Raw genomic sequence first — 13917 nt, 5'->3', positions numbered from 1 at the left:
ACGGGTACGGGGGTCACGGGGTGACCCCGGGCGGGCCGTGGGGGGTGCGGCGGGGGTCCGTGCGCCGCCGGCGCAGCTGCCGGCGGGCGGCGTACCCGGCCAGGCCGACGGCGACGAGCAGGGTGCCGCCGTTGAACAGCGGGGTGACCCAGAAGGCGGCGCCGAGCTGGCCGATGCCCGCGAGGCCGACGGCGAGGACGGTGACGGCCACGAGGGTGCCCAGGGCGTTGGCGCGGCCGGGCCTGACGGCGGTGGAGCCGAGCAGCGCGCCGACGAAGGCGGGCAGCAGGTAGTCCATGCCGACGCTGGGGTTGCCGATCTGCTGCTGCGAGGCGAGCAGGACCCCGGCGACGCCGACCACCAGACCCGATCCGGTGAAGGCGTGGACGACATGGCGGCGGGAGCGGATGCCCACCAGGTCGGCGGCGCGCCGGTTGGACCCGATGACGTACAGGTACCGGCCCAGCGGCAGCCGTTCCAGGACCACCCACAGGACGGCGGTGAGGGCGAGGACGTAGAACGCGGAGACGGGCAGCCCGAGGAAGCGGGAGTCGTAGAGGGCGGTGAAACCGGCCGGCAGGCCGTGCGGGCCGGGGACGACGCGGGCCCCGCCGGTGAGCCAGCCGGTACAGGCGTACATGACGCTGCCGGTGCCGAGGGTGGCGATGAAGGAGTCGATCCTGGCGAATTCGACGACCAGGCCGTTGACGGCGCCGACGGCCGCCCCGCCGAGGACCACCGCGAGGCAGGCGAGCGGCCAGGGCCACCCTTCGGTGACGACGAGCCGCATCGTCATGACGTGCGCGAGGCCGAGGCCGTAGCCGAGGGACAGGTCGAACTTCCCGGCGGCGACGGGGACGGTCGCGCCGAGCGCCAGGAGCGCGGGGACCGACTGGTTGGACAGGACGGCCGAGATGTTGTCCAGGGTGGGGAAGGTGTCCGGCAGGGCGAGGGAGAAGGCCAGGAACAGCACGGCGGTGAGGGCCAGGAGGCCGTAGGCGCCGACGAGGTGTCCGAGCCGGTGGCCCGTACGCGGGCGGGGCGCGGGGGTCACCGCCCCGGTGTCCCGGTGAGGGCGGTCATGTCCGAGGCGGCGTGGGCCAGCGCGGTGACGGTGAGGGCGTCGCCGCTCAGCTCCGTCGTCACCGTCCCCCGGACGAACACCAGGGCCCGGTGGCTCGCGCCCGCGACCTCCTCGAAGTCCGTGGAGACGAGCAGGACGGCCAGACCGCCGGCCAGTGCCTCCCGGAGCAGGCGGTGGATCGCGGCCTTGGCGCCGACGTCCACCCCGGCGGTCGGCTCCTCCAGGATCAGCAGGCGGCGGCGCAGCCCGAGCCACCGGCCGATCATGACCTTCTGCTGGTTCCCGCCGGACAGCGTGGCGATCGGGACCTCGGTGTCCCGGGGGCGCACCGAGAACCGGTCGATCAGGGCGGCGGCCCGGGCGCGCTCCTGCCCGGGGCCGAGCCAGCGCGTGCCCGGCGGGCCGCCCGCCCGGGGGTTGGCCAGGAAGTTCTCCCGCACGGTCAGCTCCGGTGCGCAGCCCTCCTCCTGACGGTCGCTGGTCACGAAGCCGACGCCCGCCGCGACGGCGTCGGCGACCGTCTCCGGCCGGTACGGGCGGCCGTCGAGCAGCGCGCGTCCGCCGAGGAGCGGCCGGGCCCCGGCGAGGGCGCGGCCGAGCTCCAGGTGGCCGGCGCCGGTGAGGCCCACCGCGCCGAGGACCTCCCCGGCGCGCAGCCGCAGGCCGACCGGGCCCGCGCCGTCGGTCCGTACGCCGTCGAGGGTCAGGACGTCCGGGCCCACGGCGGGCGCGGCGAGCCGGTGCGCGGGTGGTTCCCGGCCCACGATGTCGCGCACCAGCCGGGCGGGGCCGTAGCCGGCGAGCGGGCCGTGGGCGACGAGGCGGCCGTCGCGCAGGACGGCGAAGGCGTCGGCGACCTTGTGCACCTCGTCGAGCCGGTGGGTGACGAAGACGACGGCGTGGCCGCGGTCGCGCAGGGTGTGCAGGACGTCGAAGAGCCGGTCGCAGTCGGCGGCCGGGAGGCTGGCCGTGGGCTCGTCCAGGACGATGAGCCCGGCCCGGGTGCACAGCGCGCGGGCGAGGGCCACCAGGGAGCGCTCGGCCCGGGTGAGGCCGGCGACGGCGGTGTCCGGGTCGAGGTGGGCGGCGACGACGCCGAGGGCCTCGGCGCACCGGTCCCGGGTCCGCCGCCAGGAGACCAGGCCCGCGCGGCGCGGGTACCCGGTGCCCAGGGCGATGTTCTCGGCGACCGTCATCCACCCGACCAGCCCCAGGTCCTGGTGGATGAAGGACATGGCGTGGGAGGCGGCCTCGGTGCCGAGCGGGTGCCCGGCGACGGTCACCTCGCCCTCGTCCGCGTGGTGGACGCCCGCGAGCACCTTGATGAGGGTGGACTTCCCGGCGCCGTTGGGGCCGAGGAGGGCCAGCACGGTGCCGGGGGCGATGTCGAGGTCGACGGAGTCCAGCGCGACGGTGCCGCCGAACCTTTTGCCGAGGCCGCGGATGCGGACGAGAGGCTGTGGGTACCGCACGTTCGTCATGCTACGGCCCCTTTTCTCCCGTGTGCCGGATGGGCCGTCAGATGGCGGGGATGTCGTCGAGGCTCAGCCCGGCCAGGGGCGGCGCGGCCGCACCGGGGCGCCCGCCGGGGACGTCCAGGGCGAACTCGGCCCAGATGACCTTGCCGTCGGCGGTGTAGCGGGTGCCCCAGGACTGGGCGAGCTGGGCGACGAGGAACAGACCGCGGCCGCCCTCGTCGGTGGTGGCCGCGTGGCGCAGGTGCGGGGCGGTGCTGCTGGTGTCGGAGACCTCGCAGGTCAGCGTGCGGTCGTAGAGCAGCCGCACCCCGATGGGGCCGGTGCCGTACCGGATCGCGTTGGTGACCAGCTCGCTGAGGAGCAGCTCGGCGGCGAAGCCGACCTCCTCCAGCCCCCAGTCGGCCAGCCGGCGGGTGACGGAGCCGCGCACGGTCGAGACGAGCGCCGGGTCGGCGGGCAGCTCCCAGGTGGCGATCCGCTGCGGGGACAGGGCGTGGGTGCGGGCGACGAGCAGGGCGATGTCGTCGGCGGGGTGGTCGGGCACCACCGCCCGGACGACCGCCCGGCAGGTCTCCTCGGGCGGGCGGTTGGGGTGGGCCAGGGCCCGGCGCAGCTGCTCCAGGGCCGTGTCGAAGTCGCGGTGGCGGTCCTCGATGAGCCCGTCGGTGTAGAGGACCAGCTGGCTGCCCTCGGCGAGGGGGAACTCGGCCGTCTCGAAGGGGAGGCCGCCCAGCCCCAGGGGCGGGCCGGCGGGCAGGTCGGGGAAGGTGACGGTGCCGTCCGGGCGTACGAGCGCGGGCGGCGGGTGACCGGCCCGGGCCATGGCGCACCGCTGGGAGGTGGGGTCGTAGATGGCGTACAGGCAGGTGGCGCCGATGATGCCGGTGTTGCCGGCGGCGGGGTCGTCGCCGCACTCCTCCCGGTCCAGGCGGCCCACGAGGTTGTCGAGGTGGGTGAGCACCTCGTCCGGAGGGAGGTCCAGCTCGGCGAAGTTCCGCGCGGCGGTGCGCAGCCGGCCCATGGTGGCGGCGGCGTGCAGCCCGTGGCCGACGACGTCCCCGACGACGAGGGCGACGCGGGTGCCGGAGAGCGGGATGACGTCGAACCAGTCGCCGCCGACGCCGGACTCGGCCGGCATGTAGCGGTGCGCCACCTCGACGGCGTTCTGATCGGGGAAGCCGTGCGGCAGCAGGCTGTGCTGGAGGGCGAGGACCATGCTGTGCTCGCGGGTGTACCGGCGGGCGTTGTCGACGCAGATGGCGGCGCGGGTGGTGAGCTCGCGAGCCAGCGAGCGGTCGTCGTCGCCGAAGGGGGCGGGGTCCCGGGCGCGATAGAAGCTCGCTATGCCGAGGACGATGCCCCGGGCGAGGAGCGGGACGGTGATGAGGGAGTGGAGGTCGTGCGCGAGCAGCCGCCGGGCCCGCTCGGGGTCCTGGGAGATCCAGCCCGTGGCGGAGCGCAGGTCGGGCTCCAGCACGGTCTCGCCGCCGGTCAGACAGCGGAGCTGGGGCGTGGCCGGCTTGAGGCCGACCCGCTCGCCCTCGGGGTAGAAGGGGCAGTCCTCACGGATGCCGTGGACGACCGTGCGCCGGAGGTCCTTGCACGGGTCGGTCGGTTCGTCGCCGCGCAGCACCGCTTCGGGCAGGTCGATGGTGACGTAGTCGGCCAGGCGCGGGACGGCCGTCTCGGCGAGCTCCCGGGCGGTCCGGCCCACGTCCAGGGTGGTGCCGATACGGGTGCTGGCCTCGGACAGCAGCTCCAGGCGGCGCCGGGCGGCGACGGCGTACTTCCCCACGCCGGGCTCGCCCACCAGCACCAGGCCGCTGGTCGCGGCGTCGGGCGCGGTGATGGAGGGCGCCGCGGGCGGCGGGGCAGGGACGCCGGGGGCGCCGGGGACGCCGGTGAGGAAGTCCTGCCGGGCCGGGAGCCCGGCGGCCGCGTCGGTTCCGGTGGGCACGGCGAGGGGCTGCCGCAGCGACGGCAGGAGCGCCTCGACGGCGACACCCTCCACCCCGGTGGAGCTCGTGACCGGACGGCTCAGCAGGGTGACCCGCCGCCCACCGGGCAGCGACACCTCGACCGCCGCCCGCTGCGCCGAGGAGATCAGCTCGGTGGCCTTCTCCTTGAGGATCATCTGGTCACGCCAGTCCAGCCCGCTCGCGCCCAGGTCGTCCGGCCGGCCGCCGCCCGTACCGCCGACGGCGACGCCGCTCGCGCCGTCGGCAGGAACACCGGCCGGCGCGCGGCTCCGGACGTCGAGGTACGCGCGCAGCAGGGCGCGCTCCCGGGCCGAGCTCTGCTCCAGCAACCGCCGTTCGATGACCCCGGCCGCCCGGCGGATCACGGCGTCCAGCGCGCCGTCCGCGTCGGTGTACGGGAAGCCGAAGCAGAGCACTCCCTCGATGCGCCCGTTGAGCAGGTCCCGGACGGGGATCGCCGAGCAGGCGTTCGTCTGGGAGCGCTCGGCGAAGTGCTCGGCGCCGTAGATGCCGACCAGGCGCCGCTCGGCGAGGGCCAGGCCGATGCCGTTGGTCCCGCCGTACCGCTCGGCGAAGACGAAGCCCGGGACGCTCTGGATCGGGGCCAGCCGCCGGGCCATGGCGGCGTCGCCGAAACGGCGTTGCAGCACCGCGCCGTGCTCGTCGGCGAGGCAGATGTTCATCTTCCGGCCCGCGAACATGGCCTCCAGCCGGTCCATCACGGGCCCGGCCGCGCGGACGAGGGGCCCTTCCAGGTCGAGTTCCCGGGTGTAGGGGAGCTCGCACCCGTCGGGCGAGAGGCCCAGGGCGCGGCACCGCTGCCACGAGCTGAGAATAGGGCTGCGCACGGCCCCCTCGGCCGATCCGCCGCCGAGGAAGCGCTCCCGGGCGAGCGCGGGGCCGATGTCCTCCGCCACGAGCCCCATCCGGACCACTTCCCTCGTCGGTACGCGCCCCCCTGGCCCGCACGCCGGGGCGGCTGCACGGTTGTTCCATTTTAGAGCTTTGTGGTGATATGCCCTGGATGGTCGCGGAAAGGAGCCGGGGCGGCACCGTCCGTGACGCCCCGGACGCCGGGGCCGGCCGTCACAGGACCGCGACCGGGTTGACGGGCGAACCCGTACCGCCGGGGACGTTCAGCGGGGCGACGACGAGGAGGAACTCGTGGCGGCCCGCCCCGGCGCAGGCGGTGGCGAGCGCTTCGAGATCGAGGTTGTCCAGCAGCGGTACCCCCATCGCGGCGATGGCCAGGGTGTGGACCGGGGAGTGCAGGCCCGCGACCGGCGAGGGGCGTACGTCGCCGTCGCCGTCGCCGCCGAGCAGGGCGACGCCGCGCTCGGCCAGCAGGGGCACGGCGTCCACGTGGAGGCCCGCGCTCGCCGCGCCGAGGTCCCAGGCGCCCAGCTCCCGGCGGCGGCGGAACCGGCCGACCCGCACCAGCACCGCGTCGCCCTCGCCGATCCGCACGCCGAGCGCCTTCTCCGCGGCCACCAGGTCCACGCCGTGCACGGCCTGTCCGGGCTCCAGCCAGGGGCTCCCCAGGACGCCGGGGAGATCGAGCAGCACCCCCCTGGTGGCCAGGGGGCCGAGCGCCGCGACGGAGCCGAAGCGGGCGCCGTCGGCACCCGTGAGCTCCCGTGCCGTACCGCCGCCGTAGAACCGTCCGCGGTAGGCGATGTGGGACAGCGCGTCGAGGTGGCTGACGCCCTTGCCGTGGTAGTCGGCGCCCAGGAAATCCTTGTAGGCGGAGGGTTCCGGGGCCTCCCTGTCGCCCAGGTCGGACATGTAGTGCAGGGCGGGCCCGGGGTTGTCCGGGGCGGGCGCGGTGTCCCACGGCCGCGCCATCGGGACGACGGTCCCGGACCGTACGAGGGCGGTGGCCCGCCGTACGTGGTCCGCCGTCACCCGGTTCCAGGCCCCGCGGTCGGCGGGCTCCCAGTGGCCCCACGCGCGGACCCGCTCGAAGAGCGCGTCGAACTCCCGGCGGGAGACGGCCGGCCCGTTACGGGCGCCGGCGGGCGGAGGGGGCGGCGCGCCGCCGGGGTCGTCGTTCATCCGCCGCTCCGGGCTCCGGGGGGTCTGTCCATGGTGCCGATGATGCGCCGTCGGCGGCCGGCCGGGCGGGAGGAGTGCGGGCGCGTGAGAGGGGCTGCCCGGATGGCGGACGCGCTTCCGGGGCATATGGGGTGTGGACGTAAATTTACGCTCGTGCTACTTTTTCTCGTCGGTCCCGAAGTCTCGTCGGTCCCGGAGGGTACGGAGGGACCGGCCCGCTCCAGCCGTACAGCAGGAAGGCCGCACATGACGGATTTCGACGCCGGTACCGAGTTCGACCGCCAGGTCCGGACGCTGGTCGACCTCGCGTACCCGGCGCTCGCGGGCATGACGGAGGCCGCCTTCCGCGGCCTCCTCGAACCGCTGCGCGAGCCCGTGCTCGCCCGCGCGACGGCCATGGAGCCGCCGGCCGAGGGCCGTGTCCCGTTCCTGATCGTCGTCACCCGGGCGCTCGTGCCCCTCGCGGAGGCGGTGCCGCTCACCAGGCTCGCCGGCAGGAGCAAGCCCGGTGTCATCGAGCGCTTCTACGCGCCCGGCGAACTGGAGAGGTTCGTCCCGCTCCAGGAGCTCGCACTGCCGGACGGCGCCGCGTACGTCGTCTTCGACGTGGAGCGCGGTGAGGAGTTCTGCGGCGCCGTTCCGCTGAACGCCCTGATGACGGTCGCGGAGCGGAACCGCACCCCGCTCACGATCGAGGAGGGTCTCGCCCTCGTCGGCCAGTACCCGGAGGCGCTGGCCAAGAACAAGTGCTTCTCCCTCGCGGGCAGCCGTTCCGGCGACCGGCGCGTCCCCGCCCTCTGGATCAGCAAGGGCGCCCCGAAGCTCGGCTGGTGCTGGGAGGGCAACCCGCACACCTGGCTGGGCATGGCCTCGGCCGGCGCCCGGGGTCAGTGAGCCGGCACCTCCTGCGGAGTCGGGCCGTACGCGTTCGCGTGCGGCTTGCCGGCGCTCGCCCAGAAGATCACCAGGACGATGAAGCCCACGATCGGGATCAGGCTGATCAGCAACCACCAGCCCGACCGGTCGGTGTCGTGCAGCCTGCGGGCGCCGACGGCGAGGCTGGGAAGGAGCACGGCCAGGCTGTACACCGTGCCGAGAAGCGGGTCCGTGCCGAGCACCATGTCGAGAACGGCCAGAACGATGCTGATGACGACGCTGATCAGAGTGAACATCCAGAATTCCGGGCGGCCCGCCCGCCCGCTGAACGTCGCGTATTTCTTGAGCACATCCACATACCAGTGCACCTGCGCCCCCAAGAACCACGGCGGGGCCGGACCTCGTGGACCGGGCCCTCATGGGGAAATTAGGTGACCTGTGAGGGTCGGTCAACCGTTGCCCGGGAACGCTCGGCGGCGCCCGGGCGGTGTCCTGGCCGCCGGTGCGCGCCGGGCCTTCGCACCCGGGCCGACCGGCGCCCACCATGGGTTCCTGACAAACCCTTACCAAGAATTGTCATACGAACTGATCAGTTGTAGTAGCCATGTTCTAGGGTTGCGGACATGACAGGCGAACCACTCCCGGCCGCTCCGGGGCGGCCGCCCCGGGCGGGCCGCGGCACCGGCGGCGCCCGGTAACTCCGCCGCGTCACCGAGGAGATGCCGCCCGAACCCTGGAGACCTTCCCGTGCCCGATGCCGTGCCCGATACGTCCGACGTGGCCGCCCCACCCGACCCCGCCCGGCGGCCCCGCTACCTGGCCGACATCACACCTCTCCGCAGTTCCGTGGACTTCCGCCGGCTGTGGGTCGGGCAGACCGTCTCCTGGATCGGCCAGCAGATGACCGCCCTCGCGGTCTCCCTCCAGGTCTACGCGATCACCGGATCCACCTTCTCCGTGGGGCTGGTGGGACTCTGCTCGCTCGTCCCCCTGGTCGTCTTCGGCCTGTACGGCGGCGCCGTCGCCGACACCGTCGACCGCCGGGCCCTGGGCCTGGTCAGCGCGACGGGCGCGACCCTGCTGTCCGTCGCGCTGGCCACGGCGGCCCTGCTGGACTTCCGCCAGGTGTGGCTGCTCTACACGGTCGTCGCCCTGCAGGCGGTGTGCTTCGCCATGAACAGCCCCGCCCGCAGCTCGATGGTGCCGAGGCTGCTGCCCAAGGAACAGCTGCCCGCGGCCAACGCCCTGTCCTCCCTGACCACCAACCTGGGCCTCATGGGCGGTCCCATGCTGGGCGGCGCGATCGTCGGACTCTGGGGCTACCAGGCCGCCTACCTGATCGACGTGGCCGCGTTCTCGGCCTCCCTTTACGCGATGTGGCGCCTCCCCCCGATGCGCCCCGAGACCGCGGACGGGGGCAAGGCGCCGGGCCGCGCCTCCGTCAGGGGCGGCCTCCGGTTCCTCGCCACCCGGCCCAACCTGCGCGTCACATTCCTCGCCGACCTCGCGGCCATGGTGTTCGCCCAGCCCCGCGCCCTCTTCCCGGCCGTCGCGGGACTCTGGTACGGCGGCGACACCAAGACCGTCGGCCTGCTCGTCGCGGCGCCCGCCGTGGGCGCGGTCCTGGGCGGGCTGTTCTCCGGCTGGCTCGGCCGGATACACCGGCACGGACTCGCCGTCCTCCTCTCCGTCGTCGCCTGGGGCACGGCCATCGCCGTGTTCGGCCTCACCCGCGACCTGTGGCTCGGCCTGCTCTTCCTCGCGGCCGCCGGGTGCGCCGACTCCATATCCGCGGTCTTCCGCACCACCATGCTCCAGTCGGCCACACCCGACGACATGCGCGGCCGCCTCCAGGGCGTCTTCATCGTCGTGGTCGCGGGCGGCCCCCGGCTCGGCGACTTCCTCGCGGGATCGGTCGCCGACCTCGCCTCCCCGGTCTGGGCGGTCTTCGGCGGGGGCGTCGCGTGCGTCGTGACGGTCGCGCTCATCGCGCTGAGGTGGCGCGGTTTCGCACGGTACGACGCGCGGGCGCCGCAGCCGTGAGCGGGCGGGCAGGGCCGGGTCGCCCCCGGCGGGCGTGAGCCTCCTTACGGGTCGTCCCCGGCGGGTGTGAGCCTTCCTACGGGCCGCCCGGGCGGGGCGTACGCGCCCGGCGCGTACGGATGGCCCCGACCCGCCGCTCACCCGGTCCCGAAGCGCCGGGCGGCCCCGATTCCGCGGCCGCCCGGGCGCTCGCCGTTTGCCGTCGGCGCGGAGGGGAAGGCTGGTCCGGCCCGCCCGGGCACCGGGAAGCGGCGCCGCTCAGGCCGCCGCCCCGGCCAGGAAAGGAGCCGGCCGTGCGCACCTTGACCTTCGTCGTCGGTACGGGCCGCAGCGGTTCCACCGCGCTGTCCCGGATCCTCAACGTCCATCCGGACGTGCTCAGCCTCAACGAATACATGGCCTCCGTCGGGGACACCGTGTTCCCCGAAGGCGACCTGACCGGTGCGGAGTTCTGGCGGGCGCTCACCCTGCCCGCACGGTGGTTCGACGCGATGATCCGCAGCGGCGTACCGATGCCGGAGTTCCTCTACCCCCGGAACCCGGGGCGGTACGCGGCCGACACCACCGGCATCCCCGCGCTCTCCCTCATGGTGCTGCCCCACCTCACCGACGACCCGGACGGCCTCCTCGACGAGCTCCGGGAGACGATCGTCCGATGTCCGGAGCGGAGCGCGCCCCGGCACCACCGCGCCCTGATGGACGCGCTGTGCGCGCGGTTCGGACGCGACGCCGTCGTGGAGCGGTCCGGGTACTCGGCGCACTGGGTGCCGAGGCTGCGGGCCGCTTTCCCGGAGGCCCGGTTCGTGCACCTGTTCAGGGACGGGCCGGACTGCGCGCTGTCCATGAGCCGCCACCCCGGCTACCGGATGATCTTCCTCATGCGGCAGATCAAGGAACGGGTGGGCGTCGAGCACTTCACGGACCTCACCGCGGCGCACGCGAAGTCGCTGCCGCCGGACCTCGCGCCACTGCTCGGCGAGCGTTTCGACCCGGCGCTGGTGCGCGACCGGGACCTGCCGCTCCCGGAGTTCGGCACGCTGTGGTCGGAGATCGTCACCGGGGCGACCGGATGTCTCGCCGCCCTGCCCGAGGCGGACCGCACCACCCTCGCCTACGAGGACCTCCTCGACGCGCCCCGCGAGGAGCTGACACGGCTCGCCGCGTTCGTCGGCGTCGAACCGCTGCCGAGCTGGCTGGACAGTGGATGCGAGCTGCTCGACGGCAGTAGGCGCGGCGCCGCGCGACGGCTGCCGGACCACGAACTCGCCGAACTGAGGGAGCGGTGCGCGCCGGGCACGCGCGTCCTGGAGGAAGCGCGGGCGCGGTGACGGAGCCGTCCGGTCAGGGCGGCTCCGGGCCCTTCCCGCGCGCCGCCCCCGGCCTCCGGTGAGCCGCCCCGCGCTTCGCCGCCGCCCGGGCGGGCCGGGACACCGTCCTCGCCGTCCCGCCCGCGCCCGTGACCCCGCCGCCTACGCCCGGAACGTCTGCGGCCGCTCCGGGGACGCCTCGGCGAGTGCCTTGGTGACCCCTTCGACGCCGGCGCGGAGGCCGTAGACCGGGGTGCCGGGCTGCTGGCGCCAGGAGTCGTCGATGCCGCCGGCGTCGACGGTGTCGAAGCCGAGCTCGTCGACCAGCTCGCGGACGGTGCGCTTGGCGGCCTCGTCGTCGCCCGCCACCGGTACGGCGAGCCGCGCCGGGTCGCCCCCGGGCAGCGGCCTGTCGAGGAGGTCCTGGGCGTAGGTGCCGTTGAACACCTTGACGACGGGGTGCCCGAGGTGCTGCTCGGTCCAGCGGCTCTCCGGCAGACCGGCCTCGACGGCGGCGATCAGACCGTCCCGCTCCTTGGGGTAGTAGTTGTTGGTGTCGATCACCGCGACGCCCTCCGCGGCCTCGTCGAACAACCCGGACGGCAGGTCCGGCACGGCCTTGAGGGGGACGGTGACCACGACGACCGAGGCGCCGCGTGCCGCCTCCGCCGCGGTGACGGGCGTGGCGCCGGTCTCCTCGGCGAGCGCGGTGAGGGTGTGCGGGCCACGGGAGTTGGCGACGGAGACGTCGTGCCCCAGTGCCGTGAGCCGCCGGGTGAGGTTGCCGCCGATGTTCCCGGCGCCGATGATGCCGATCTTCATGGGGATCCTTCCGCAGGGGGTGCCTGTGTGTCGTGCCAGCCCACAACCCCGTGGGCGCGGACGCTATTCCGGCCCCTGCGGCTCCCGGCCCCCGGCTCCCGGTCCTCGGGGCCCGCACGGCGATGTCCGGGCTTCCGCACCCCTGGCCTCCGGGCCCGGGGAACGCCGTCGTGCACCGTCCTGAGCCCCTCGCGGAGGAAGCGCCGGGGGATGCAGAAAATCGGTGCGATGTACAGGGGGAATTTTTTTTACGGATCGGCGAGTCGGGGTGAAATTTCTTACCCGCCAGGCGGCCCGTACCGTGCTAGTGTGGATGTCAGTTGCAGTTGTGGTTTCCCAAGGACTTCAAATGCGCTTCCTGGCCCTGAGAGGGCCGGTGAGTGCACTTTTTGTTTTTCCGGTGCTTTTCCGACCGGGGCAATCATCGCGGCGACGCGAGGCGTGCACAGTGTGCGCCTCGGGCACTGCCCCGAAGGAGATATGACATGGCCAGCGGCACCGTGAAGTGGTTCAACGCGGAAAAGGGCTTCGGCTTCATCGAGCAGGAGGGTGGCGGCCCCGACGTCTTCGCCCACTACTCGAACATCGCCACCCAGGGCTTCCGTGAGCTCCAGGAAGGCCAGAAGGTCACCTTCGACGTCACGCAGGGCCAGAAGGGCCCGCAGGCCGAGAACATCGTTCCCGCCTGACGTCCACGGCGTAGCCGGGGCCCGCACCTTGGGTGCGGGCCCCGGCTCGTTTCATTTTCCGGCCCGGCCGGGCCGGGCTTCCTCCGGCGCCGTCCCACGGCCGTGACCCGGCCCGGGCCCGGTGCGGGTTTTCATGCGGCGCCGCGCAAATTTTCCATTTCCGCCATGTGCTGGAAATCCGCCCGTAAACCGGGCGTCGCTTTCTTTTTTCCGCCTCGTTCTCGTCACCCTGTGCGCGCTCACCGCTGCCGGGAATTCCTCCCCCGTGTCCGGCCCGGTGGAGAAGGGTGAGGCGGTGTCAGCGGGTGGCCGCCGGACGTCCGCGTGCCGCTGCCTTCTCGTCGGCTCCCGACAGCCAGAGGTACAACGGCGGCAGGACGAGCTCGGTGGCCGTCAGGAAGAGCTGGAACCCCTGGGGACGGCCGTGGACGGCCAGGGACAGCAGCCGGCCGGCTCCGCCGAGCAGCAGGACGCCCGCGAGCAGGCGCACCGCCGTCGCGGGGACGGGCGACCGCCGGCCCGCCAGGAGCCAGGCGAGACCGTAGCCGAGGAACACCGCCCCGTAGAACCGCTCCCGGCTGTCGACGGTCGCGCCGGCCGAGCCCTCGCCCGGCACCGAGGCGATGCCGAGGGCGAGATGGAAGACGCCGATCCCGACGCAGAGCGTCCCCATGGACAGTACGAGCCACTTGAGGAGCCGGTTCGCGGTCAAGGCCACCACCCCCGCTTGTAGACGTGTGTCTACTAACGGAAGGTAGGACCGCCGCCCGAGACCCGTCAAGTAGCCTGGCGCGCGTGACCGCACGCCGCAGACTCAGCCCCGACGAGCGGCGCGAGGAGCTGCTCGACGCAGGCGCCCGGCTGTTCGCGGCGAAGCCGTACGAAGAAGTGCTCATGGAGGACGTCGCCGAACGGGCGGGCATCTCCCGCGCCTTGCTGTACCGCTACTTCCCGGGCAAGCGCGACCTGTTCGCCGCGATCTACCGGCAGGCCGCCGACCGGCTGCTCGCCCGGACCGCGTTCGACGCCTCCGCCCCGCTGGCCGAGCAGCTGGCCGCCGGGCTCGACACCCACATCGACTACTTCGCCGCCAACAAGCACACGGTGCTCGCCGCCAACCGGGAGCTCGCCGGGGACCAGGTGATCCAGACGATCATCTCCGACGAACTGGCCGTGCTGCGAGGGCGGGTGCTCGACGCCACCGGCCTGGGGGAGGGGCCCGGGGAGCTGGTGTCGGCCGTGCTGATGAGCTGGCTGGTGTTCGTCCGCACCCTGACCGTGGACTGGCTGGCGAACGGGACGTGCTCGCGCGCCGAACTGCGGGACGTCTGCGTCGGAGCCCTGCTGGGCGCGCTGGCGCCGGTGCTCGGACCGGGCGGTGAGCGGGCCCCGGCTCCGGCCGCCGCGCAGGTGGTGGAGCCGGACCCCCGCCCGGCGGGAGCCGCGGGCCGGTGACGGCGGCGCCCGTACGGATACTATTCGGCGATTTGTCAGCCTTACCGCTGTTTCGTGACGGAGTCGCACCGACCGTCGTTGACTGATCGAGCAAGGGTGCGGCGCGCATCGCCCACCCGTTCGGTCGGG

12 protein-coding genes are annotated in these 13917 nt (G+C 74.0%); 5 read left to right on the top strand and 7 right to left on the bottom strand.

Features of this window, described 5'->3' with window-relative positions; all coding sequences use genetic code 11:
- Window positions 1–13: 13 nt before the first annotated feature.
- From AF335_RS21010 to AF335_RS20995, 4 genes are all read right to left on the bottom strand, one after another.
- Window positions 14–1054 carry an ABC transporter permease gene (locus AF335_RS21010; protein WP_102919967.1) on the bottom strand — a complete coding sequence of 347 codons (1041 nt, stop codon included), beginning with the start codon at window positions 1052–1054 and terminating at the stop codon, window positions 14–16.
- The gene (locus AF335_RS21005; RefSeq protein WP_102919966.1) at window positions 1051–2565 is read right to left on the bottom strand and encodes a sugar ABC transporter ATP-binding protein; all 1515 of its coding nucleotides are present in this window, start codon (window positions 2563–2565) and stop codon (window positions 1051–1053) included. The genes AF335_RS21010 and AF335_RS21005 overlap by 4 nt, the downstream gene beginning before the upstream one ends.
- Before the next feature lie 37 nt (window positions 2566–2602).
- Window positions 2603–5467, bottom strand: coding sequence for a SpoIIE family protein phosphatase (locus AF335_RS21000; protein ID WP_102919965.1), 2865 nt, complete (start codon window positions 5465–5467; stop codon window positions 2603–2605).
- A 160-nt stretch (window positions 5468–5627) separates the two neighbouring features.
- Window positions 5628–6596, bottom strand: a complete 969-nt coding sequence (locus AF335_RS20995; RefSeq protein ID WP_102919964.1) for a cyclase family protein — start codon at window positions 6594–6596, stop codon at window positions 5628–5630.
- Between the two features lie 246 nt (window positions 6597–6842).
- Between AF335_RS20995 and AF335_RS20990 the strand changes: the two genes are divergently transcribed.
- Window positions 6843–7490, top strand: coding sequence for a DUF5701 family protein (locus tag AF335_RS20990; RefSeq protein WP_102919963.1), 648 nt, complete (start codon window positions 6843–6845; stop codon window positions 7488–7490).
- Here AF335_RS20990 and AF335_RS20985 read toward each other — a convergent pair.
- Window positions 7484–7840, bottom strand: coding sequence for a DUF805 domain-containing protein (locus AF335_RS20985; RefSeq protein ID WP_102919962.1), 357 nt, complete (start codon window positions 7838–7840; stop codon window positions 7484–7486). The two genes, AF335_RS20990 and AF335_RS20985, sit on opposite strands and share 7 nt — an antisense overlap.
- A 379-nt stretch (window positions 7841–8219) precedes the next feature.
- Here AF335_RS20985 and AF335_RS20980 point away from each other — a divergent pair, with 379 nt between their 5' ends.
- Together AF335_RS20980 and AF335_RS20975 are read left to right on the top strand one after the other, a co-directional pair.
- Window positions 8220–9515, top strand: coding sequence for an MFS transporter (locus tag AF335_RS20980; RefSeq protein ID WP_102919961.1), 1296 nt, complete (start codon window positions 8220–8222; stop codon window positions 9513–9515).
- A 293-nt stretch (window positions 9516–9808) separates the two neighbouring features.
- On the top strand, window positions 9809–10843 hold the full coding sequence (locus tag AF335_RS20975; protein WP_102919960.1) for a sulfotransferase: 1035 nt from the start codon (window positions 9809–9811) through the stop codon (window positions 10841–10843).
- Between the two features lie 141 nt (window positions 10844–10984).
- Here AF335_RS20975 and AF335_RS20970 read toward each other — a convergent pair whose 3' ends face one another.
- Window positions 10985–11644, bottom strand: a complete 660-nt coding sequence (locus AF335_RS20970) for an NADPH-dependent F420 reductase (RefSeq protein WP_102919959.1) — start codon at window positions 11642–11644, stop codon at window positions 10985–10987.
- A 485-nt stretch (window positions 11645–12129) separates the two neighbouring features.
- Between AF335_RS20970 and AF335_RS20965 the strand changes: the two genes are divergently transcribed.
- Window positions 12130–12333, top strand: a complete 204-nt coding sequence (locus tag AF335_RS20965) for a cold-shock protein (RefSeq protein WP_031482971.1) — start codon at window positions 12130–12132, stop codon at window positions 12331–12333.
- Between the two features lie 298 nt (window positions 12334–12631).
- Here the strand turns inward: AF335_RS20965 and AF335_RS20960 are convergent, their stop codons facing one another.
- Window positions 12632–13006: a DUF4345 domain-containing protein gene (locus AF335_RS20960; protein WP_102920119.1), complete on the bottom strand. Its 375-nt coding sequence runs from the start codon at window positions 13004–13006 to the stop codon at window positions 12632–12634.
- 122 nt (window positions 13007–13128) lie between these two features.
- Here AF335_RS20960 and AF335_RS20955 point away from each other — a divergent pair, with 122 nt between their 5' ends.
- Entirely contained in the window at window positions 13129–13788 is a 660-nt protein-coding gene (locus AF335_RS20955; RefSeq protein ID WP_102919958.1) for a TetR/AcrR family transcriptional regulator, read from the top strand.
- The last annotated feature ends 129 nt before the right edge of the window (window positions 13789–13917 follow it).

Source organism: Streptomyces eurocidicus (assembly GCF_002891295.1).
Lineage (GTDB): Bacteria > Actinomycetota > Actinomycetes > Streptomycetales > Streptomycetaceae > Streptomyces > Streptomyces eurocidicus.
Note: the sequence above shows the minus strand (reverse complement) of the source record. Positions and strands in the feature narration are given on the sequence as shown.

What these genes read in the sequence shown, in the direction of transcription:
- AF335_RS21000 (WP_102919965.1), bottom strand. Translation starts at nt 5,467, where the DNA reads ATGGGGCTCGTGGCGGAGGACATCGGCCCCGCGCTCGCCCGGGAGCGC.
- AF335_RS21005 (WP_102919966.1), bottom strand. Translation starts at nt 2,565, where the DNA reads ATGACGAACGTGCGGTACCCACAGCCTCTCGTCCGCATCCGCGGCCTC.
- AF335_RS20990 (WP_102919963.1), top strand. Translation starts at nt 6,843, where the DNA reads ATGACGGATTTCGACGCCGGTACCGAGTTCGACCGCCAGGTCCGGACG.
- AF335_RS20960 (WP_102920119.1), bottom strand. Translation starts at nt 13,006, where the DNA reads ATGGGGACGCTCTGCGTCGGGATCGGCGTCTTCCATCTCGCCCTCGGC.
- AF335_RS20970 (WP_102919959.1), bottom strand. Translation starts at nt 11,644, where the DNA reads ATGAAGATCGGCATCATCGGCGCCGGGAACATCGGCGGCAACCTCACC.
- AF335_RS20995 (WP_102919964.1), bottom strand. Translation starts at nt 6,596, where the DNA reads ATGAACGACGACCCCGGCGGCGCGCCGCCCCCTCCGCCCGCCGGCGCC.
- AF335_RS20965 (WP_031482971.1), top strand. Translation starts at nt 12,130, where the DNA reads ATGGCCAGCGGCACCGTGAAGTGGTTCAACGCGGAAAAGGGCTTCGGC.